Source organism: Streptomyces sp. NPDC049813 (assembly GCF_044465085.1).
In the GTDB taxonomy this organism is placed as follows: Bacteria; Actinomycetota; Actinomycetes; order Streptomycetales; family Streptomycetaceae; genus Streptomyces.
On record NZ_JBITLI010000010.1, the window covers coordinates 47,300 to 66,448 of the forward strand.

The following is a 19,149-nucleotide window of genomic DNA, read 5'->3' on the forward strand; positions in this document are numbered from 1 at the left end:
CCACGAAGGTTCTGCCGACGTCATTTGATCGCACGGAAAACAAAAGGGCAAGGCTTCGGAGGGCAGATTGTCGAAGCGCTTCGACGCTTGTCGTGCCTGGTAACGGGCTGTGAGCCGAGTGTGATCGAGGCCCTGGGGTCTAGCGCTTCGACGCCGAGTGGCGTATTAGTCAAGGGAGAAAACAAACGACCGGTGGACGCCGGAGTCCCGCCGGGCCGGCCATCCCTCCCAGGCAAGGGCAACCAACCGTGACAGCAGTACCTCCACCGGACGCGACGCGCCCCGGGCGCCGCCGCCCCGGCCGACGAGCCCGCCGCACCGCAGCCCCGCTCGCCGTCGCCGGCGTCCTCGTCGCCGCCGCGGCGCTCACCGGCTGCGGCGCCCAGCGCGACGACGACGTCTACACCGTGCTCAACTCCTCGACCGACGACTCGTACCACGGCTGGGACGCCGCCACGCTCGGCCGGTGCAGCACGCGGCTCGGCATCGACATCCGGCAGCAGAGCGTGCCCGCCGCGCAGGTCATGACGAAGTCGCTGCGGATGGCGTCGTCGAAGTCACTGCCGGACGTCATCCAGTTCGACGCCTCCGAGATGCCGACCTTCGCCGAGCCGGGAGGCCTGGTCGACCTGCGCTCCCTCGGCCTGTCGACGAAGGACGTCCCGCAGGGCATCGTCGACTTCGGCTCGTACAAGGGGACGTACTACGGTGCCGCGCGCACGGTGAACACCCTCGCGCTCTTCTACAACAAGGACATCCTCGACAAGGCGGGCCTGGACGTGCCCACCACCTGGGACGAGATGCGGGAGACGGCGAAGAAGCTGACCCGGGGCAAGCAGTACGGCATCGCCCTGAGCGCGGGCGGCGCGGAGGACGGCGTCTTCCAGTTCACCCCCTTCATGTGGTCCAACGGCGGCGACGAGACCGACCTCGCCACGCCGGACGTGGCCCAGGCGCTCGACTACTGGAAGGGCCTCCTCAAGGACGGCTCGCTGTCCAGGTCGACGGTCAACTGGACGCAGGCCGACGTCAACGACCAGTTCATGGCGGGCAACGCCGCGATGATGATCAATGGCCCCTGGCAGGTCGAGACCCTCGACACCAAGAAGAGCCTGCACTGGGGCATCGCGCGAATCCCGGTCCCGCGGACCGGCGCGAAGTCGGTCGGCCCGCTCGGCGGCGCCGTGCTGACCGTGCCGAAGACCGGCGACACCGCGCGCCAGCGGACGGCCGCGAAGATCATCGCCTGTATGTCCAGCGAGAAGGAGCAGATCTCCTACGCGCGCAACAGCTGGATGGTGCCGGCCAACGAGAAGGCCGCCGCGCTGTGGCGCAAGGAAGTGCCCGAACTCGACGCGCTCGCCGACCAGGTGGCCACCGCCCGCTCCCGGACCGCGAAGGTCGGGGCGCGCTGGTCGTCGGTGTCGCTGGCCCTGCAGAGCGCCTTCCAGTCGGCGCTGACCGGGCAGTCGAGCGAGGCCGCGCTGAAGAAGGCGCAGAGCCGCGCCACGAGCGGGAACTGAGGGGACGTACGCGATCATGACGACCACCACCACGGCCCCCGTCGCCCGCCCGGCCCCTACCGCGGCCGCGAAGCCGCGCGGCACGCGCCGTCGCCGCACGCTCTCCCAGTGGGGCTTCATCGTCCCCGCCGTCGCCTTCATGCTGCTCTTCTTCGGCTATCCGCTCGTGCGCAACGTCGTGATGAGCTTCCAGGACTTCTCGCCGTCCACGTTCTTCGACGGCAAGTCGCCCTTCAACGGCACCGACAACTGGAGCAAGGTCTTCCACGACGACCTCTTCGGCAAGGCGCTGTGGCACACCATCGTGTTCACCGTCGGCTCGCTGATCGGCCAGTTCGGCATCGGCCTCGCGCTCGCCGTCTTCTTCACGAAGAGGTTTCCGCTGGGCGGCGTCCTGCGCTCTCTGATCCTGCTGCCGTGGCTGGTGCCGATGGTCGTCTCCGGCATCGTGTGGCGCCGCGTCCTCGACCAGGACACCGGCGTCCTCAACTCCTTCCTCGACACCGTCGGCCTCGCCGGCCACACCCCGTGGCTGACCAGCCCCGGCATGGCGCTGTTCTCCGTGATCCTGGTGAACGTCTGGATCGGCATCCCGTTCAACATGGTCATCCTCTACGGCGGACTCCAGGAGATCCCCAAGGAGCTGTACGAGGCCGCCTCCCTGGACGGGGCGTCGGCCTGGCGCACCTTCCGCTCGATCACCCTGCCGCTGCTGAAGCCGGTCGTCACGGTCGTCCTCGTCCTCGGCTTCATGTCGACGGTGAAGATCCTCGACCTGATCCTGGCCCTGACCGACGGCGGGCCCGCCGACTCCACCCAGACGCTGGGCACCCTGACCTACCAGAACTCCTTCGTCCAGCTCGACTTCGGCGCGGGCGCCGTCGTCGGCAACATCCTGATCCTGATCTCCGCCGTGTTCGCGGTGTTCTACCTGCGGGCCAACCGCTCCGAGGGGAAGTGACCGGCATGGCAGCCGTCTCCGAGGCCACCGCGCCGAAGCGCCGCTGGGGCGCGACCGTCGCCGGCGTGGCCATCCTGTGCGTGATGCTCTTCCCGCTCTACTGGATGGTCAACACGGCCCTGCAACCCGAGTCGGGGCTCCTGGAGGTCTCGCCCGTCCCGCACTCGCTCGACCTGTCCGGCTTCACCTCGGCCGTCCGGGAGCAGGGCGGCCACCTGCTGACCTCCCTCGCCGTCGCCCTCGGCGCCGTCGCCATCTGCCTCGCGATCGCCGCGCCCGCCGCGTACGGGCTCGCCCAGTTCCGGCTGCGCGCCACCCGCACCATCGTCTTCGGCACGCTCATCACCCAGATGGTCCCGGGCATCGTCATCGCCAACGCCCTCTACAGCGCCTACGTCGACCTCGGCCTGGTCAACTCCTACTTCGGGCTGATGCTCGCCGACGCCTCGCTCGGCATCCCCTTCGCCATCGTCCTGATGCGCTCCTTCATGGTCGCCATCCCCCGGGAGGTCATCGAGGCCGCCGAGGTCGACGGCGCGGGCAGGCTGCGCACCTTCGTGCGGGTGGTGCTGCCGATGAGCCGCAACTCGCTCATCACGGCGGGCCTGTTCTCCTTCCTGTACGCGTGGAGCGACTTCATGTTCGCCCTCACGCTGAACACCACCGACGACGTCAAGCCGGTCACCCTCGGCATCTACCAGTACATCGGCGCCCACGTCGGCGACTGGGGCTCGGTCATGGCCGCGTCCGTCCTGTCGGCGATCCCCGCGGCCGTCCTGCTCGTCCTCGCCCAGAAGTACATCGCGGCCGGCATCACCGGCGGCTCCGTCAAGTAAGGCCACTCATGAGCGACCTGCCCAGCTTCCCTCCCGGCTTCGTCTTCGGCGCGGCCACCGCCTCCTACCAGATCGAGGGCGCCGTCACCGAGGACGGCCGCGGCCCCTCCATCTGGGACACCTACAGCCACACCCCGGGCCGCACCGACGGCGGCGACACCGGTGACGTGGCGTGCGACCACTACCACCGCTACCCGGAGGACGTGGCGCTCCTGCGCGACCTCGGTGTCGACTCCTACCGCTTCTCGATCGCCTGGCCGCGCATCCAGCCGACGGGGAAGGGGCCCGCGAACCCCAAGGGCCTCGACTTCTACTCACGTCTGGTGGACGAACTGCTGGCGGCGGGCATCGAACCCGCCGCCACCCTCTACCACTGGGACCTGCCGCAGGCCCTGGAGACTCCGTCCGGGAGCGGCTCCGCCGTGGGGGGCGGCTGGCGCGTCCGCGAGACGGCCGAACGGTTCGGCGAGTACGCGGCCCTCGTCGCCGAGCACCTCGCCGACCGCGTACCGCGCTGGATCACCCTCAACGAGCCGTGGTGCAGCGCCTTCCTCGGCTACTCCGTGGGCCGGCACGCCCCCGGCGCACAGGAGGGCACCGGCGCGCTCGCCGCCGCCCACCACCTGCTCGTCGGCCACGGCCTGGCGATGAAGGCGTTGCGGGCGGCAGGGGTGCGCGAGGCGGGCATCACCCTCAACCTCGACCGCAACGTCCCCGCCACCGACTCGGCGGCCGACCGCGCCGCCGTGCTGCGCGCCGACACCCAGCACAACCTCGTGTGGACCGAACCGCTCCTCGCGGGCCGCTACCCGGCCTCGGACGAGGAGACCTGGGGGCCGCTGATCACCGGCCAGGACTTCCGGCGCGAGGGCGACCTCGAACTGATCGCGCAGCCGCTCGACTTCCTCGGCATCAACTACTACCGGCCCATCGTCGTCGCCGCCGCGCCCCACCGCGAGAGCGACCCGGCGGCGCGCGTCGCGACCGACAACCGGTACGCCGAGGTGGCCTACCCGGACGTCCGGCGCACCGCCATGGGCTGGCCGGTCGTCCCGGAGTCCTTCACCGACCTGTTGACCGACCTGAAGGCCGCCTACGGCGACGCGCTGCCGCCCGTCCACATCACCGAGAACGGCTCCGCCGAGCACGACGCCGTCGCCGCGGACGGCGCCGTCCACGACACCGACCGCGTCAGCTATCTGCACAGCCACCTCACGGCGCTGCGCGCGGCCATGGACCAGGGCGTCGACGTCCGCGGGTACTACGTGTGGTCGCTCCTGGACAACTTCGAGTGGGCGCTGGGCTACGCGAAGCGGTTCGGGATCGTCCGCGTCGACTACACCACCCAGCAGCGCACCCCGAAGGACAGCTACCACTGGTACCGCGAGCTGATCGCCGCGCACCGGCCCTGAGCGACGTCCGCACGGGCCTTGGGTCCGACGACAGTCCCTCAGCGGGAGCGGCCCGCCACCCGCTCCGCGTACGCCGCGGGGTCCGCGAGCACCTCGCGGACCCCGCGGGCGGCCGCTCCCCGGGCCGCGTCACCGGACGAGGACGCGGCCCGCAGCCGTCCGCTGCCCGGCGTCCACAGACCCGACACCACGCGGGCCGCCAGCTCCCGGTCCGCGGCCGGGGCCAGCCAGGGCAGGAAGCCGGGGAAGACACCGCCGAGCACGACCGCGTCCGGATCGATCAGGTTCACCGCGCCCGACAGGACCCGGCCGAGCGAGCGGCCCGCGCTCTCCAGCGCCCGCAGCGCCACCCGGTCGCCCGCACCCGCGCGGCGCGCCAGCTCCGCGACACCGGCCGCGCCCGTCGCCTCGTCGAGCCCCGCCGCGCGCAGCAGCGCCGCCCGGCCCGCGTACTGCTCCAGGCACCCGCGCGCACCGCAGCGGCACGCGGGTCCGTCCGGCTCCACCACGACATGGCCGATCTCCCCGGCGAACCCGTGGGCGCCCCGCAGCAGCCGGCCGCCCAGGACCAGCGCGCCGCCGATCCCGATCTCGCCGGTCAGATAGATGAAGCTGGGCACGCGGGCCGTGCCGTCGCCGCCCGCGCAGTCACCGAACCAGAGCTCGCCCATGGCCGCCAGGTTCGCCTCGTTGTCCGCGCCGACCGGCAGCGCGCGGTGCGCGGGCCGCAGCGCGGTCAGCGCCTGGGCGAACAGCCCCTCGACGGCCACCCGGTTCCAGCCGAGGTTCGGCGCCTGACGCACCGCGCCGCCGGACACCAGCCCCGGCAGCGCCAGCTCGGCGGCGACCGGGCGCAGTTCCTGCTCGGCGGCCGACTCGATGGCGCGGGCCGCGATCCGGGCCGCCTGCGCGAGCACCGCGGCGGGCGCGTCGCCCCGGTTGTCCCGGCGCTCCACGAGCCGGACGCGGTCGGTGCCCGCCAGGTCGACGACGCAGACGGTGACGGCGTCGATGTTGATCTCCACGCCGAGCCCGGCGGGCCCGCTGCGCGCCACTTTCAGCACCGTGCCGGGGCGCCCCGCCTGTCCGCTGAAGGTCTTGCCCCACTCGGTGAGCAGACCCTCGGTGAGGAGCTGGTCCACGAGCGAGGAGACCGCGGCCCGGGTCAGCCCGACCCGGGCGGCGACCGCGGCCCGGGTCGTCTCGCCCGCGTCGTGGACGGTGGTCAGGACCAGGCTGAGGTTGTGCCGGCGTACGGTCGCCTTGTCCGCCTTGGGCGGGGTCATGGCCACATCGTTGCTGTTCATCGTGGTGACGAGCCTAGGCGACGCCGGACCCGGCCAAGATCCCGGAGCGCGGGCCCCGGGCATCGGACCCGGTGGCGGGAAGATGCAGGTGCCGCCTTCTTTCGGCAAGGTAGAGGGCATGTTCCGCATCGGGGCGGCCGACGCGGGCGAGGAGCTCCTCGCCCGGCTCGGGGCACTCACCGCGCAGGCACGCGAGCTGGCGGCGAGACAGCGCTCGCGGGTCGAGCTTGCCGTGGCGCTGCAGCGCGGCATGCTGCCCCAGACCCTGCCCCACCCGCCCGGCGTCCGGCTGGCCGTGCGCTACTCACCGGCCAACCACGGGCTCAACGTCGGCGGCGACTGGTACGACGCCTTCGACCTGCCCGACGGCCGCATCGGCCTGTCCATCGGCGACGTCCAGGGGCACAACATCCAGGCGGCCGCGTTCATGGGCCAGATCCGCGTGGCGCTGCGCGCCCTCGCCTCGGTCACCGGGGACCCCGGCGAACTGCTCGGGCGCACCAACGACCTCCTCGGCTCCCTCGACTCGGATCTCTTCGCGACCTGCACCTTCCTGCGGCTCGACCCGGCCAGCGGCGTCCTGGAGTGCGCGCGGGCCGGCCACATCCCCCACATCTGGGCCACCGCCGACGGGCGGTCCGGGATCGACAACGGGGACGGCGGGCCCCCGCTCGGGGTCCTGCCCGGCGCGGAGTACCCCGTGACCTGCCACCGGCTCACCGAGGGCGGCGTCTTCGTGCTGCTGACCGACGGCGTCGTCGAGGGGCCCTCGCTCAGCCTCGACGACGGCCTGCACCAGGTGAAACGGCTCGCCGAGGTCACCGCGGGGGCGGGCCTCGGCATCAACGCCCTCGCCAACGGCGTCATGAAGCTGGCCGACACGGTGGGTCATGAGGACGACGCGGCCGTCCTCGTCGTCGGCCACGACGCAGCCGTGTCCTGACGACCGGGCGGGCGGGGGCGTACACACGGACAGGGGCGCTCGCCTGGCCGGGCCGCCGCGGCCGGTGTGTGATGGCTGGTGTGGTGGTGACTCGGCCGAACCGGCTGTTCGTGGAGCCGGTCCTCAAGGCACTGGCCGTGGCGCTGTGCTACTACGTGGCCGGGCGCCTCGGCCTGCTGGGCCGCCTCGTCGTCGAGGGCGTGGTGGTCACCCCCATCTGGCCGCCGACGGGCGTCGCCGTCGTCGCGCTCCTCGTGTACGGGCTGCGGGTGTGGCCCGGAATCGCGCTCGGCTCGTTCCTCGTCATCGCCTCCCTCACCACGCCCCGGCTCACCACCCTGGTCACCGTCTTCGGCAGCGTCGCCGGACCGCTCTGCGCCGCGCTGCTGCTGCGCCGCACCGGGTTCCGGCTCGACATCTCGCGGCTGCGGGACGGGCTGGCGCTCGTCCTGAGCGGCCTCACCGCCATGCTGATCGGCCCGACCGTGGGCGTCGGGATGCAGGTGCTCACCGGCGATCTGGAGACGGGCGACTTCTGGTCGGTGTGGCTGGCCTGGTGGGTGGGGGACGCGATGGGCGTCCTGCTGGTCACGCCGCTGCTGCTGGTGGCCATGGGGGCGGTGGGGCGGCCGCGGCGCAACGGCTGGACGGAACTGGTCTGTCTGGTCCTGGCCGCGGCGGTCCTGGTCCCGGTGGCGGCGATCAGCCGGCTGAGCCTGCTGTACGTCGTCTTTCCCCTGCTGATCTGGGCGGCCCTGCGCTTCCAGCTGGCGGGGAGCATGTTGTGCGCGCTGTTCGCGTCCGTGCTCACCTCGTTCGAGGCGAACGCGCGCCAGGGCGCCTTCGAGCACCTGTCCGCCGTCGAGATCATGGTCAAGCTCCAGGCGTTCAACGGCGCCGCGGCGCTGACCGCCCTGCTGCTGTCCGCGATGGTCGCCGAGGCGCGGGCGACGCGCCGCTCGGTGGAGAACGCCTGCAACGAGCTGGCGGAGGTGCTCGAACACCTCGCGGCCGGCGGGCCCCCGCCCGAACCGTTCGCCAGCCACGCGGTGGACACCGAGACCGACGGGCCGCCTGGGACGTAGCCGTCGACGGCAGCCCCCCGACCCGGCGGTCCACGCGGCCGGCGGCTCAGCCGGTCAGGCCGAGGGCGGAGTCGGGCCGGCAGTGCGGGCAGGCGGGGACCGGGCCGTGGTGCAGCGCGTCACGGGCCTGGTCCGCGGTGAGCGGGCGGGTGCGCCGGCCGGTCATGTGGCAGCTGCCCGCGTGGACGTAGACGGCCGCCCGCCCGGTGAGGCCGACCTCCAGCACCCACTCCGGCGGTTCGGGCCGGGCCGCCTCGCCGCGGGCGTGCTCGCTGCGGCGCCGCTCCTCGTCCTCGATCCAGCGCCGGGTCCGGGCGAGGTCGCGTTCCTGTACGCGGGCGAGGAACTGCAGCTGGGCCAGCCGGTCGGCCGGCGTTCCCTCGGTGTCCACGGTCCTCAGGCCGCCCTGTGCAGCAGCGCCGCGGGGCCGACGCTGCCGTGGCCGAAGCGCCGGTTGGCGCGGTCGACGGCCTGCTCGGCGCGCAGCCGCATCTCACGTTCGTGGTCGAAGGTGATCTGCTCCGCTGTCGCACCGGCGGCCACCAGGTCCTCGGCCCGGACGAGCAGGCCCACGAGCCGGCCGCGCTGGAGACCGGCCCGGTCCATCAGCCGGTAGGCGGCGGCGCGCAGGTCCTCGTCGTGGGCGGAGGCCTCGGGCAGCCGCAGCGTCTTCGACCAGTGGGCGCCGCCGGCGAAGTCGAGGTGCAGGGTGAGGCCGCGGGCGACCTGCTCCCGGGCGCGCACGGTGGCGGCGAGCCGGACGACGAGGTCGAGCAGGCGGGCGCGGACGGCGGCGCCGTCCGTCTCCTGGCGTGCGAAGCGGTGCCGCACCGCCGCCGACAGGGGCAGGGACCGCGGCGTCACCGGGCGGGGGTCGACGCCCCGCGCCCGGTCGGCGGCCAGCCGTCCGGCGCGGCCGCCCAGCACCCGCTGGACGGTGGCCACGGGCAGGGCGGCGAGCATGCCGACGCTGTGGATGCCGTAGTCGGTGAGGGCGGCAGCCTGCACCGGCCCGATCCCGTGCAGGGCGTCCACCGGCAGCGGGGCGAGGAAGTCACCGACCCGGTCCGGTTCGACCGTGACGAGTCCGCCATGCTCGGGAGTGCGCGCCGAGGCGGTCGCGGCCAGCGCCCAGGTCGGCGCGAGCCCGATCCGCAGGTCGACGGAGAGCCGGGCCAGCGAGCGGACCCGGGCCCGCTCGCACAGCCGCACGGCGGGCACGCCGAAGTAGCGCAGCGCGCCCCGCAGCTCCACCACGGCGGCGCCGGGCGGCAGGGCCTGCACGACGGGCGAGATCTCCGCCAGCAGCTCCAGCACGGCCCGGTAGGCGGGCTCCGCCAGACCTGCCGGTACCCGTACGTGCATCACCGACGCCACATCATCAGTCCTGGTCATCACGGCACCTCCCACCCCCACATTATCGAACTGGAATTCGAACACGCGAGATGATCAGGTCGCCGGACGGTTCCGCGGCCGGTCAGCCGAGCCGGTCGAGGGTCGCGAGCACGTCCCGCGGGCCGTCCTCCCCGGCCAGCACCGCGGCGATCTCCCGGGCGCGGGTGCGCAGGGCCGGGTCCCGCACGGCGCGGGCCACGGCCGCCGTGAGCCGCTCCGCGGTGAGGTGCTGGAAGCGCAGCGGACGCGGGGCCACGCCCAGGGCGTGCAGGCGCGCGGCCCAGAAGTGCTGGTCCAGCTGGACCGGGACCGGCACGGAGGGGACTCCGGCGCGCAGCCCGGCGGCGGTGGTTCCGGCGCCGGCGTGGTGGACGACGGCGGCGGTGCGGGGGAACAGCCAGGCGTGCGGCACCTCCCGCACCGTGATCAGGTCGTCGGACTCGGCGTGCAGGCCGCCCCAGCCGGCCTGGATGATCCCGCGCACCTTCGCCCGGCGCAGGGCGTCGGCGAGCAGGGCGCTCAGCCGCTGCGCGTCGGGCGTCACGCAGCTGCCGAAGCCGGCGAAGACCGGCGGCGGACCCGCGTCGAGGAAGTCGAGCAGCCGCCGCTCGGGCTCCCAGCCGGGCGGGACGGCGGGCCACCAGTAGCCGCAGACCCGGTGCCCCACGGGCCAGTCCGCCGGGCGGGGCACGACCCGCGGGCTGAACCCGTGCAGCACGTCCCGCTCCCGCTCCATGCCCAGCACGCCGCCGAACGGGCGGCGCGGCAGGCCCAGTTCGCGGCGGAGCGCGGTGACGGCAGGGGCGAAGATCCGGTCGGAGCCTGCCCACAGGGCGTAACCGGCCAGCCGGTTGCCGTACGCGCCGAAGGACCGCGCGCCGGTCATCAGCGGAGGAAAGGCCGCGGTCGGCCGGATCGGCTGGAGGTACACCCCGAGGCTCGGCAGCCTCAGCGCTTCGCCGAGCGTGACGCACACCGGGTCGGTCACCGTGGAGCTCAGCACGACGTCGGCGCCCTGCCGCACCGCGTCCGCGACCCCGGCGCTCAGCCGGGGCATGAACGCCCGCGCCATCCGGGCGATGCGCGCCATCTCCACCGGCGGAGCGACCGCCCGGGCGAGGCGCTGGCCCTGCGCCGAGGCGAGTTCCTGCCGCGGATCGACGGGCAGCGCCCGGAACCCGAGCCCGTGGGCGGTCACCGCCTCCTCGAACCGCGCGTGCGTGGCCACCGCCACGTCGTGACCCGCGGCGCGCAGCCGCACGCCGAGGCCGGTGTACGGGGCGACGTCGCCCCAGCTGCCCGCCGTCACGATCAGTACCCGCATCGGCACAGCATGTCAGAGACCGTCCGCGGGACCGCCCGGGTCCGGCTCCCTCAGCTCACCAGCTCTCCGTGCCCGTCGACCGGGGCAGCCGCGGTGGTACGTCCCGCGCGCGGGCGCGCAGCCGCATCGCCACCAGCGGGAAGAGCAGCACGGAGATCATCGCCGCGCCGACCAGGGCGGCCGCGTCGCTCTCCGGCAGGACGTGCGCGTCCACGCCGATCGTCGTGATCGCCACCACGAGCGGCAGGCAGGTCGCGGAGTAGACCGTCAGCGCCCGGCGGCTCAGCGCGGACAGGTCCCGCGGCGCCAGCAGGTACGCCGGCAGCCCCCGGACGAGCAGGAACAGCACGAGGAAGACCGGGAGCAGCGCGAGCGCACGACCGCCGGAGAGCAGCGACGACAGGTCGAACTCGATGCCGGTCACGATGAAGAAGAGCGGGATGAGGAAGCCGAAGCCGATGGCCTCCACCTTCGCCAGCACCTCCCCGCTGCTCTCCGGGGCCGAGCTGTGCAGCACGAGCCGGGTGAGGATCCCCGCGGCGAAGGCGCCCAGCAGGACGTCGAGTCCGAGGGCCTGCGACAGCGCGAGCATCGCGACGAGCAGCAGCATCACGAAGCGGACCGCGAACTGCGCGCTGGTGTGCAGCGTGGCGCGGACGACCTCCCCGAACCAGACCGGACGCGGGCGCAGCGCCCACCGTACGGCCCCCGCCGTGATCACACCGAAGGCGATGAGGACGACCGTGGAGGCCCCCGGGGCGCGGCCGCTGAGCAGGACCGCCATCGCGATCACGGGCCCGAACTCGCCGACCGCGCCGAACGCCATCATCACCGTGCCGAAGCGGCCCTCCAGGTCACCGCTGTCGCGCAGGATCGGCAGCACCGTGCCGAGCGCCGTACTGGTCAGCGCGGTGCCGACGATCACGCTGCGGGCCGGGTCGCCCCCGGTCAGCGCCAGCGCCAGGGCGAGCCCCGCCGCCAGTGAGAGCAGCCACGCCCACACCGAGCGGCGCAGCGTGTCCCCGCGGACCTCGGCGAACTCGATCTCGTACCCGGCGAGGAAGATCAGCATCGACAGGCCGAGATCGGACAGGACGTCGATGACCTCGCCGCCGTGCGCCCAGCCGAGCACGTCGGGGCCGAGCAGGATGCCGAGGACGATCTCGAAGATGACCAGCGGGATCCGCGCCCAGCGGCCGGCCCCGTGCGCCAGGAGCGGAGCGAGGACGGCCGCTGCCATGATCAGGATGAGCGTTCCCGCCTGGCCCACACCGTCCCCCGCTCGTCGCGCGCCGGATACTGCTTCGACCTTCGGCGCCACGGCGGAGCCGCGCATGCGCGGACGGACCGTGCGGGTGAGCGGTGGTCAGGCGCGCGGGCCTGGACGGGTCAGGCGCGGGCGGGTGCCTGGCCGGTGCCGGCCGGCTGCTCGCCCGCGGCCGGTTCGCCGTCCGGCTTGGCCAGGGCCGGGATGAGGGTCGCCACGGCGGCGGAGACGAGGGCGACGCCGCAGCCGATCATCAGGCCGGTGCGGAAGCCGTTCTCGGAGGCGAAGGTGAAACCGCCCATGCTGATGGTCATCTGGGCCAGGACGACGCCGATGACGGCGGAGCCGATCGTGGTGCCGAGCGAGCGCATCAGGGTGTTGAAGCCGTTGGCGGCGGCCGTCTCGGAGAGCGGCACCGAGCTCATGATGAGGGCGGGCATCGAGCCGTAGGCGAGGGCGACACCGCTGTTGATGACGATGCCGGAGAGCATGATGCCCCAGGCCGTCCCCATGAGCGGCAGGGCGACCCCGTAGCCGGCGGCGATCACGAGGGCGCCGCAGATGAGGGCGGTCTTCGGGCCGCGCGCGTTGATCAGCTTCCCGCCGAGCGGCGAGATCAGCATCATCATGATGCCGCCGGGCGCGATCCACAGGCCCGCCGCGAGCATCGACTGGCCGAGGCCGTACCCGGTGGCCTTCGGGAACTGGAGCAGCTGCGGCGCGATCAGCATGAAGGAGTACATGCCGACGCCGATCAGGATCGACGAGGCGTTGGTGAACAGCACGCGGGGCCGGACCGTGGTGCGCAGGTCGACGAGCGGCTCGCGGGTGCGCAGCTCGTAGAAGCCCCAGACGAGCAGCGCGACGACGGCGACCGCGAAGAGGCCGAGGGTGGTGCCGGAGGTCCAGCCCCAGTCGGCGCCCTTGGAGATGGCCAGCAGCAGCGAGACCAGGCCGATGGCGAGGCCGACGGCGCCGGGCGCGTCGAAGCGCTGCCCCTTCGCGCCCGCCGGGACGTCCGGCACGATCACGTAGATCATGACGCCGATGATCAGGGCGAGCACGGCCGAGCCCCAGAACAGCACGCGCCAGTTCGCGTACTGGGCGACCGCGGCGGCGATCGGCAGGCCGATGGCACCGCCGATGCCCATGGAGGCGCTGACCAGGGCGATGGAGCCGCTGAGCTTCTCGGTCGGTACGACGTCACGGAGCAGGGCGATGCCGAGCGGCACCATGCCCATCCCCATGCCCTGCAGTCCACGGCCGACGATCATCGGCACGAGCGACGAGGAGAGCGCGCACACCACCGAGCCGCCGACCAGCGGGACGGCGCAGGCGAGCATCATGCGGCGCTTGCCTATCAGGTCGCCGAGGCGGCCCGAGACGGGGACGCAGACGCCCGACACGAGCAGCGTCACGGTGATCACCCACGCCGCGTTCGAGGACGACGTGTGCAGGATCTGGGGCAGCTCGGCGATGAGCGGTGTCACCAGCGTCTGCATGATCGCGGCGGTGGTACCGGCGAGCGCCAGGGTGGTGACGACGGCGCCTGACCGGCTGCTCGTCTCGGGGGCATCCATACGGGGGTCCTCTGTCTCTCGGCCCCGTCGTCGCGAAGGGACCGGCACGTGCAAGGATGTGCATCATACACAGACTATGTATCGCGCACATTGCATGCAGGGTGCAGGTACTTCCCGGTCGCCCGCCGCCGGGGGAGGGGCCCGGGCCGTGGCGCCCTGCGATACCGTCGGACCTGGGAGGACGCACGCACATGGACAAGCCCTCGGAGTTGGTCGAGTTCGAGCACATGGTGCTGGGCCGGCATCAGCTCGGCAATGACAAGCGCCGTCGGCAGGCGGACCGCCTGGAGCGCAGCACGTACATCATCCTCAGCCGGATCCGGGTCCAGGGGCCGATGTCGATCGGTCAGCTCAGCGAGGCGTTCGTGCTCGACGCCTCGACGGTCAACCGGCAGACCGCGCAGGCGATGCGGGCCGGGCTGCTGGAGCGGATCCCCGACCCCGAAGGCGGCATGGCCCGCAAGTTCCGGCTCACCGCCGAGGGCGAGCGGCGCCTGGACGCCGAGCACGAGAAGCAGGTGCAGGAGTTGGACCGGGTCTTCGCGCACTGGCCGGCCGACGACGTGCGGGAGTTCGCGCACTACCTCCAGCGGTTCAACACGAGTATCGAACAGCTCAGCGGCCAGCCCTGGCCCCGCTCCTGAACCCGCGGCCCCGCCCTGCCCCGCCGGCACCGACCGCATAGGCTGACGGGCGTGGACCGGTTCGACGGCGCGATCGCAGGCATCGGCACCCGCTCGGGCGTCCGTCTCGTCGTCGGCATGTGGCGCCGCTCGCCGCTGGGGCCCCTCACCGACGTCATGGTCGAGCGCGCCGACGGCCACCGCACACTCATCGCACCGACCCGCGCCGCCGCCGACTACATCGCGGCGACCTACACGTTCGACACCGTACGGGTCGAGCCCGTCGCCCTCGCCGTCCGGCCGTCGGGCCGCCTCGTCGTCCGGACCCCCTCCCTCACGCTCACCCTGACCGTCGGCCGCCGTACGGGCACCGGACTCCTGCTCACCCTCGTGCCCAGGCCGCTCGCCCGGACCCGCGCCTGGTGCCGGCTGACCGACCCGTTCGCGCGGCTGGCCCGCCAGGGCGTGCGCACCGTCGGCAGCGCGGGCGGCGGGCGCCACGAGTACTACTGCGCCCTGGACGAACACCGGCTCGCCGCGGCCGCCGCCCGCCTCGACGGCCGCGACCTCGGCCCGCTGCGCGACGTCACCCCGCCCGTCCGGTTCGGCTTCGGCTCGACCCCCGCGCGCCCCACGCTGGTCCGCGTGACCACCCTCATCGCCGCGCGCCCCTGATCCGGGCCGGGGCCCGGCCCCGCACGCCCCGCGCGCCGCCGTCACAGGTGGCCGCCCCGACTGCCCCCGGCAAACATGGGTACCGGACATCCTTCCGCACCCACCCACGTCCGGCCGGAGCGAACCATGGGCAACGAACAGAACGAGGCGGCCACCATGAAGGCCATCACCTACGAGAAGTACGGGGACCGCGACGTCCTGTCGCTGACCGACCAGCCGCTGCCGAAGGTGGGCCCCGGCGAGGCTCTCGTCCGCGTGCGCTACGCCGCCGTGAACCCGGTCGACTGGAAGGTCATGTCCGGCGGCCTGGACGCGATGATGGACACCGTCTTCCCGGTGATCCCGGGCTGGGACGTCTCCGGCGTCGTCGAGCGCGTGGGCATCGACGCCCCGGAGTTCACGGCCGGGGACGAGGTCTTCTCATACGCCCGCAAGGACTACGTGCATGGCGGGACCTTCGCCGAGTTCGTGACGGTCCCCGTGCGCGCCCTCGTCGCCAAGCCGCCGTCCCTCAGCTTCGGCGAGGCGGCCGGCGTGCCGCTGGCGGGGCTGACCGCGTACCAGAGCCTGACCCGGCTGGACACCGGCGGCTCGGACACCGTCCTGATCCACAACGCGGCCGGCGGCGTCGGCACCTTCGGCGTCCAGATCGCCAAGGCCCTGGGCGCCCGCGTCATCGCCACGGCGTCCGAGAGCAACCACGACCGGCTGCGCGCGCTCGGCGCCGAACCGGTCAGCTACGGGGACGGCGTGACCGACCGGATCAAGGAGCTCGCCCCCGACGGCGTGGACGTGGTGGTCGACTACGTCGGCGGCGTCCTGGACGTCACCCGCGCCGTGCTCCGCGAGGGCGGCCGGCACGCGTCCATCGCCGACCCGGACGTCGTCAAGGAGGGCGGGCAGTGGATGTGGGCCCGCCCCGACGCCGACGGCCTGCGCGCCCTCGCGGACCTCGCGGAGAAGGGGCAGCTGCGGGTGCCGGTGGCCGAGACGTTCCCGCTGGAGCGCGTCGCGGACGCCTTCGAACTCAGCCAGTCCGGACATGTGCACGGCAAGATCCTCATCCAGGTCGCCGACGCGTGAGCTGGGGCGGCTGACGGTGGAGCGGAGCGAGGACGGGCGCTACATCGTGGTGGACGGCCGCAAGTGGCGGGCCACCGACCCCTCGGTCCCGGAGGAGACCGCCGCGCAGCTGCGCCGGCACCTCATGGCCGCCCGCCGGGCCGTGCGTGACGCGCTGCGGCAGGAGGACACCGCCGCCGAACGCCGGGCCCGCGACCGGGTCCAGCTGGCCAAGACCGCGCTCGGGGAGCGCGGCACCGCCTGGTGGGACCAGTCAGCGGCGGAGCGCAGGAAACGGTGGGAGGACGGCCTGCACCGCCTCCAGGAGACGGCGGAGTGAACCGCCGGCTGGTGAGGGGCGCGCCGCGCGCCCCTCACCGCCGCTGCGTCAGCCGCCCGCCGGGAACGACGGCGGCGCGTCCTCGGGGGCCGTACCCCAGGCCGTGCCGGGCGTCGCGCCCAGTGAGAACCGCAGGGTCCCGCCCTTCATGACCGTCGAAGCCGGCACCCACGTCCGGTCGGAGGCCCGGCCGTCGACCCGCACACCCCGGATGTACGGGGCGGACGCGCCCGCGCCCGGCGCCTCGATGCGCAGGGTCCGGCCGAGCCCCCCGTGCACCTGCGCCCGCGGGAACAGCGGCGAGGTGAGGACCAGGTCCGCGCGGGCCGGTACCTGCGGGTACACGCCGAGCGCGGAGAACACGTACCAGGCCGACATGGTGCCCGCGTCGTCGTTGCCCGGGATGCCCCCGGGCGTGTCGGTCCACAGCTGGTCCAGCTCGGCGCGGACGGTCTCCTGAGTACGGGCGGGCTGCCCCAGATAGTCGTAGAGATAGGGCGCGTTGATGTCCGGCTCGTTCGTCGGGTCGTACCGCGTGTCGTCCTTCGCGGAGAAGTCGAAGGCCCCCTCGGGCGTACGGAAGAACGAGTCCAGGCGCTCCACGGCCTTGTCCTTGCCGCCCATCGCCCGGGCCAGGCCGGCCACGTCGGAGTAGACCATCCACGTGTAGCGCGCGCTGCTGCCCTCCACGAAGCCGTCGCCCGTCCCGGGGTCGAAGGAGTCCCCGGCCCAGTCGCCGTCGCGCTCGCGGTCGCGCATCCAGCCGCCCTGCGCGGTGGCGTCCGGGTCGAACACCTGGCTCCAGGCGCCGGAGCGGCGCAGGAAGGCGGCTTGCCGGTCATGGTCGCCGAGCGCGCCGGTCAGCTCGGACAGGCCGTAGTCGGCGGCGGCGTCCTCCAGCGTCTCCGCGGCCCCGCCCCAGCAGTGGCAGTCGTCGGCGGGGACGTAGCCGTGGGTGAGGTAGAAGTCGAGCGACGGCCGCTGTCCGACGCACTCGACCTGGCAGCCCGCGTCGGACGCGTCGTTCGCCGAGGGCACGGTCGCGGCGTGGACCAGGGAGTCCACCGCGCCGCGCACGTCGAAGTCCCGGGCGCCGAAGGCGTACATGCCGGCGAGCGCGACGGCCGACGGGTCGCCCGCCATCACACTGGTCTTGCCCTGCTGGAGCAGCCAGCGGTCCCATTCGCCGCCGCGCTGGCCGGCGTACGCGTACAGGGACTGCGCGTAGTCGCTCGCCGCCTTCGGTGACAGCCACGCCATCAGCTGGACCTGGGCCCGGTACTGGTCCCAGCCGGAGAAGGTGCCGTACTGCGCCCGCTGTCCCGCGGCCAGCCGGTGGGCGCGGCCGTCGGCCCCGGCATAGCGGCCGTCCACGTCGTTGGCGACGGTCGGCTCCAGCATCGAGTGGTACAGCGCGGTGTAGAACGTGCGCTGCCGGGCCGTGGTGCCGCCGCCGACGCCGATCTTGCGCAGCTCCGTGCGCCACTGCGCGGCCGCCGCCGCGGCGGTGTCGTCGAAGGAGGCCGACGCGGGATTCTCCGCGCGCAGGTTGGCCTCGGCCCCGGCGGCGCTCACATAGGAGATGCCGACCTTCATCTGCACCTGGCGTACGTCCTCGCCGAAGGTCACGTACGCGCCGGAGCCCTTGCCCGGCCGCGGGTTGCCGTTCTCGTCGTAGCCCGTGCCGCCGGCGGCCTCGGTGGCCCCGGGGTGCAGCTCGCTGTCGTGCCAGGTGCCGGTCGCGGCGAAGGGCGTGTCGAAGTGGGCGGTGAAGTGCAGGGTGTAGAGCTGGTGCCGGTTGTTCTCGCTCTGCGGGCCGCAGAAATTGCCCGCGTCGACGGAGCCGGTGACGGTCCGGTGGGCGGCGTCGACGCGCACCCGCGCGTCCGTGCTGCCGCTCTCGGAGTTCGACGTCCGGAAGAGCATCGAGGCCGTCTTGCCCGCGGGGAAGCCGAAGCGGCCGGTGCCGGTGCGGGTGGTCGCGGTCAGGTCCGCGCTCGCGCCGCTGTCCAGACCGACCCGGTAGCGCCCGGCGGTGGCCTTCTCCCGCGCGTGGCTGAAGCCGGACGCGTAGGTGGTGTCGCCGGTGTCCGCGGAGGGGGAGCCGGTCATGTCGCCCACGTACGGCATGACGGGGATGTCGCCCGCCGCGCCGGAGCAGCCGACACCGCTGAGGTGGGTCAGGGAGAAGCCGCGGATCCGCGTCGCGTCGTACCGGTAGCCGCCCGGCGCGGGGTTCTTCGTCTGGGTGCCGGTGGAGGTCTGCGGGCTCCAGGAGAGCATGCCGTAGGGGCGGACCGCCCCGGGGTAGGTGTTGCCCGCGTTGCTGGTGCCGATCAGCGGGTCGACCAGCCGCACCGGGTCGCTCACCAGGGCGGCGGCGGTGCCGGCGGGCCGGGCGGGGGCGGCGTCCGCGGGCGCCACCGCGGTGGTGAGCAGGGCGCCGGCCAGGGCCGCCGCCGCGGCGCCGGTCAGCAGGCCGGTGCGGGCCGGACGTATGCGCCGGCGGCGCGGGACCGCGCCGGGGATGGGGGGAGCTGTCGTCGTCATGCGGTGCCTTCTTACGCCGGTCGCACAGGGCGGACAGGCCTTGGGGGGAGGGCTTGATAACGATGTCAAAGGACCGCGGGCGATGTTTCCGATCAAGGACCGGGGTGTCAAGGGGGCGGGCGCGGATCGGCGGGAACGCACCGGGGCGCGGGGGGGGGGGGGGGGACCCCCCCCCCCCCCCCGCCCGGGCCCGGCCCCCGGGGGGGGGGGGGGGGGGGGGGGGGGGGGGTAAGTTGGGGGGGGGGGGGTTGACACGCGGGCCGGGC

Annotated in this window: 16 protein-coding genes and 1 pseudogene; 10 read left to right on the top strand and 7 right to left on the bottom strand. The window is 73.6% G+C overall.

The features are described 5' to 3' along the window. Positions 1 to 248 precede the first annotated feature (248 nt). From ACIBW6_RS20895 to ACIBW6_RS20910, 4 genes are read left to right on the top strand one after another with little or no spacing between them, the layout of a single operon-like run. Complete coding sequence (locus ACIBW6_RS20895) at positions 249 to 1,523, top strand: ABC transporter substrate-binding protein (protein ID WP_399061648.1); 1,275 nt, start codon at positions 249 to 251, stop codon at positions 1,521 to 1,523. 16 nt (positions 1,524 to 1,539) lie between these two features. Then, positions 1,540 to 2,484, top strand: a complete 945-nt coding sequence (locus tag ACIBW6_RS20900) for a carbohydrate ABC transporter permease (protein WP_399061650.1) — start codon at positions 1,540 to 1,542, stop codon at positions 2,482 to 2,484. A gap of 5 nt (positions 2,485 to 2,489) precedes the next feature. Beyond that, positions 2,490 to 3,320: a carbohydrate ABC transporter permease gene (locus ACIBW6_RS20905; protein ID WP_399061652.1), complete on the top strand. Its 831-nt coding sequence runs from the start codon at positions 2,490 to 2,492 to the stop codon at positions 3,318 to 3,320. An 8-nt stretch (positions 3,321 to 3,328) separates the two neighbouring features. Beyond that, positions 3,329 to 4,732 (top strand): GH1 family beta-glucosidase, encoded by a 1,404-nt coding sequence (locus ACIBW6_RS20910; RefSeq protein ID WP_399061654.1) that lies wholly within the window; start codon positions 3,329 to 3,331, stop codon positions 4,730 to 4,732. A 38-nt stretch (positions 4,733 to 4,770) separates the two neighbouring features. Here the strand turns inward: ACIBW6_RS20910 and ACIBW6_RS20915 are convergent, their stop codons facing one another. Then, positions 4,771 to 6,039, bottom strand: a complete 1,269-nt coding sequence (locus ACIBW6_RS20915; protein ID WP_399061656.1) for an ROK family protein — start codon at positions 6,037 to 6,039, stop codon at positions 4,771 to 4,773. A 118-nt stretch (positions 6,040 to 6,157) separates the two neighbouring features. On the opposite strand from ACIBW6_RS20915, the gene ACIBW6_RS20920 reads away from it, so the two are divergent. Next, positions 6,158 to 6,982 carry a PP2C family protein-serine/threonine phosphatase gene (locus tag ACIBW6_RS20920; RefSeq protein WP_399061658.1) on the top strand — a complete coding sequence of 275 codons (825 nt, stop codon included), beginning with the start codon at positions 6,158 to 6,160 and terminating at the stop codon, positions 6,980 to 6,982. Between the two features lie 71 nt (positions 6,983 to 7,053). Continuing rightward, complete coding sequence (locus tag ACIBW6_RS20925) at positions 7,054 to 8,067, top strand: MASE1 domain-containing protein (protein ID WP_399061660.1); 1,014 nt, start codon at positions 7,054 to 7,056, stop codon at positions 8,065 to 8,067. A gap of 46 nt (positions 8,068 to 8,113) precedes the next feature. On the opposite strand, the gene ACIBW6_RS20930 is transcribed toward ACIBW6_RS20925, so the two are convergent. The 5 genes from ACIBW6_RS20930 to ACIBW6_RS20950 all read right to left on the bottom strand — a co-directional run bounded on the left by ACIBW6_RS20930 (position 8,114) and on the right by ACIBW6_RS20950 (position 13,633). Further along, the gene (locus ACIBW6_RS20930; protein WP_399061662.1) at positions 8,114 to 8,458 is read right to left on the bottom strand and encodes a DUF6233 domain-containing protein; all 345 of its coding nucleotides are present in this window, start codon (positions 8,456 to 8,458) and stop codon (positions 8,114 to 8,116) included. Positions 8,459 to 8,463: 5 nt separating this feature from the next. After that, positions 8,464 to 9,462 (bottom strand): hypothetical protein, encoded by a 999-nt coding sequence (locus tag ACIBW6_RS20935; RefSeq protein ID WP_399061664.1) that lies wholly within the window; start codon positions 9,460 to 9,462, stop codon positions 8,464 to 8,466. Between the two features lie 82 nt (positions 9,463 to 9,544). Further along, on the bottom strand, positions 9,545 to 10,786 hold the full coding sequence (locus ACIBW6_RS20940; RefSeq protein ID WP_399061666.1) for a glycosyltransferase: 1,242 nt from the start codon (positions 10,784 to 10,786) through the stop codon (positions 9,545 to 9,547). Between the two features lie 55 nt (positions 10,787 to 10,841). After that, entirely contained in the window at positions 10,842 to 12,056 is a 1,215-nt protein-coding gene (locus ACIBW6_RS20945) for a cation:proton antiporter (RefSeq protein WP_399061668.1), read from the bottom strand. 119 nt (positions 12,057 to 12,175) lie between these two features. After that, on the bottom strand, positions 12,176 to 13,633 hold the full coding sequence (locus ACIBW6_RS20950) for an MFS transporter (RefSeq protein WP_399061671.1): 1,458 nt from the start codon (positions 13,631 to 13,633) through the stop codon (positions 12,176 to 12,178). Positions 13,634 to 13,824: 191 nt separating this feature from the next. On the opposite strand from ACIBW6_RS20950, the gene ACIBW6_RS20955 reads away from it, so the two are divergent. From ACIBW6_RS20955 to ACIBW6_RS20970, 4 genes are all read left to right on the top strand, one after another. Beyond that, entirely contained in the window at positions 13,825 to 14,277 is a 453-nt protein-coding gene (locus ACIBW6_RS20955; protein ID WP_399061673.1) for a MarR family winged helix-turn-helix transcriptional regulator, read from the top strand. 51 nt (positions 14,278 to 14,328) lie between these two features. After that, positions 14,329 to 14,931 carry a hypothetical protein gene (locus ACIBW6_RS20960; protein ID WP_399061675.1) on the top strand — a complete coding sequence of 201 codons (603 nt, stop codon included), beginning with the start codon at positions 14,329 to 14,331 and terminating at the stop codon, positions 14,929 to 14,931. 126 nt (positions 14,932 to 15,057) lie between these two features. Next, on the top strand, positions 15,058 to 16,014 hold the full coding sequence (locus tag ACIBW6_RS20965) for an NADP-dependent oxidoreductase (protein ID WP_399061677.1): 957 nt from the start codon (positions 15,058 to 15,060) through the stop codon (positions 16,012 to 16,014). Positions 16,015 to 16,030: 16 nt separating this feature from the next. Further along, entirely contained in the window at positions 16,031 to 16,333 is a 303-nt protein-coding gene (locus ACIBW6_RS20970) for a hypothetical protein (protein ID WP_399061679.1), read from the top strand. A gap of 51 nt (positions 16,334 to 16,384) precedes the next feature. On the opposite strand, the pseudogene ACIBW6_RS20975 reads toward ACIBW6_RS20970, so the two are convergent. Next, a pseudogene (locus ACIBW6_RS20975) lies at positions 16,385 to 18,808 on the bottom strand (GH92 family glycosyl hydrolase); the annotation flags it as partial. Positions 18,809 to 19,149: the final 341 nt, after the last annotated feature.

Coding starts and splice junctions, on each gene's coding strand:
- ACIBW6_RS20935 (WP_399061664.1), bottom strand. CDS start 9,462: ATGACCAGGACTGATGATGTGGCGTCGGTGATGCACGTACGGGTACCG.
- ACIBW6_RS20900 (WP_399061650.1), top strand. CDS start 1,540: ATGACGACCACCACCACGGCCCCCGTCGCCCGCCCGGCCCCTACCGCG.
- ACIBW6_RS20910 (WP_399061654.1), top strand. CDS start 3,329: ATGAGCGACCTGCCCAGCTTCCCTCCCGGCTTCGTCTTCGGCGCGGCC.
- ACIBW6_RS20905 (WP_399061652.1), top strand. CDS start 2,490: ATGGCAGCCGTCTCCGAGGCCACCGCGCCGAAGCGCCGCTGGGGCGCG.
- ACIBW6_RS20940 (WP_399061666.1), bottom strand. CDS start 10,786: ATGCGGGTACTGATCGTGACGGCGGGCAGCTGGGGCGACGTCGCCCCG.
- ACIBW6_RS20915 (WP_399061656.1), bottom strand. CDS start 6,039: ATGAACAGCAACGATGTGGCCATGACCCCGCCCAAGGCGGACAAGGCG.
- ACIBW6_RS20925 (WP_399061660.1), top strand. CDS start 7,054: ATGGCTGGTGTGGTGGTGACTCGGCCGAACCGGCTGTTCGTGGAGCCG.
- ACIBW6_RS20955 (WP_399061673.1), top strand. CDS start 13,825: ATGGACAAGCCCTCGGAGTTGGTCGAGTTCGAGCACATGGTGCTGGGC.
- ACIBW6_RS20920 (WP_399061658.1), top strand. CDS start 6,158: ATGTTCCGCATCGGGGCGGCCGACGCGGGCGAGGAGCTCCTCGCCCGG.
- ACIBW6_RS20950 (WP_399061671.1), bottom strand. CDS start 13,633: ATGGATGCCCCCGAGACGAGCAGCCGGTCAGGCGCCGTCGTCACCACC.
- ACIBW6_RS20965 (WP_399061677.1), top strand. CDS start 15,058: ATGGGCAACGAACAGAACGAGGCGGCCACCATGAAGGCCATCACCTAC.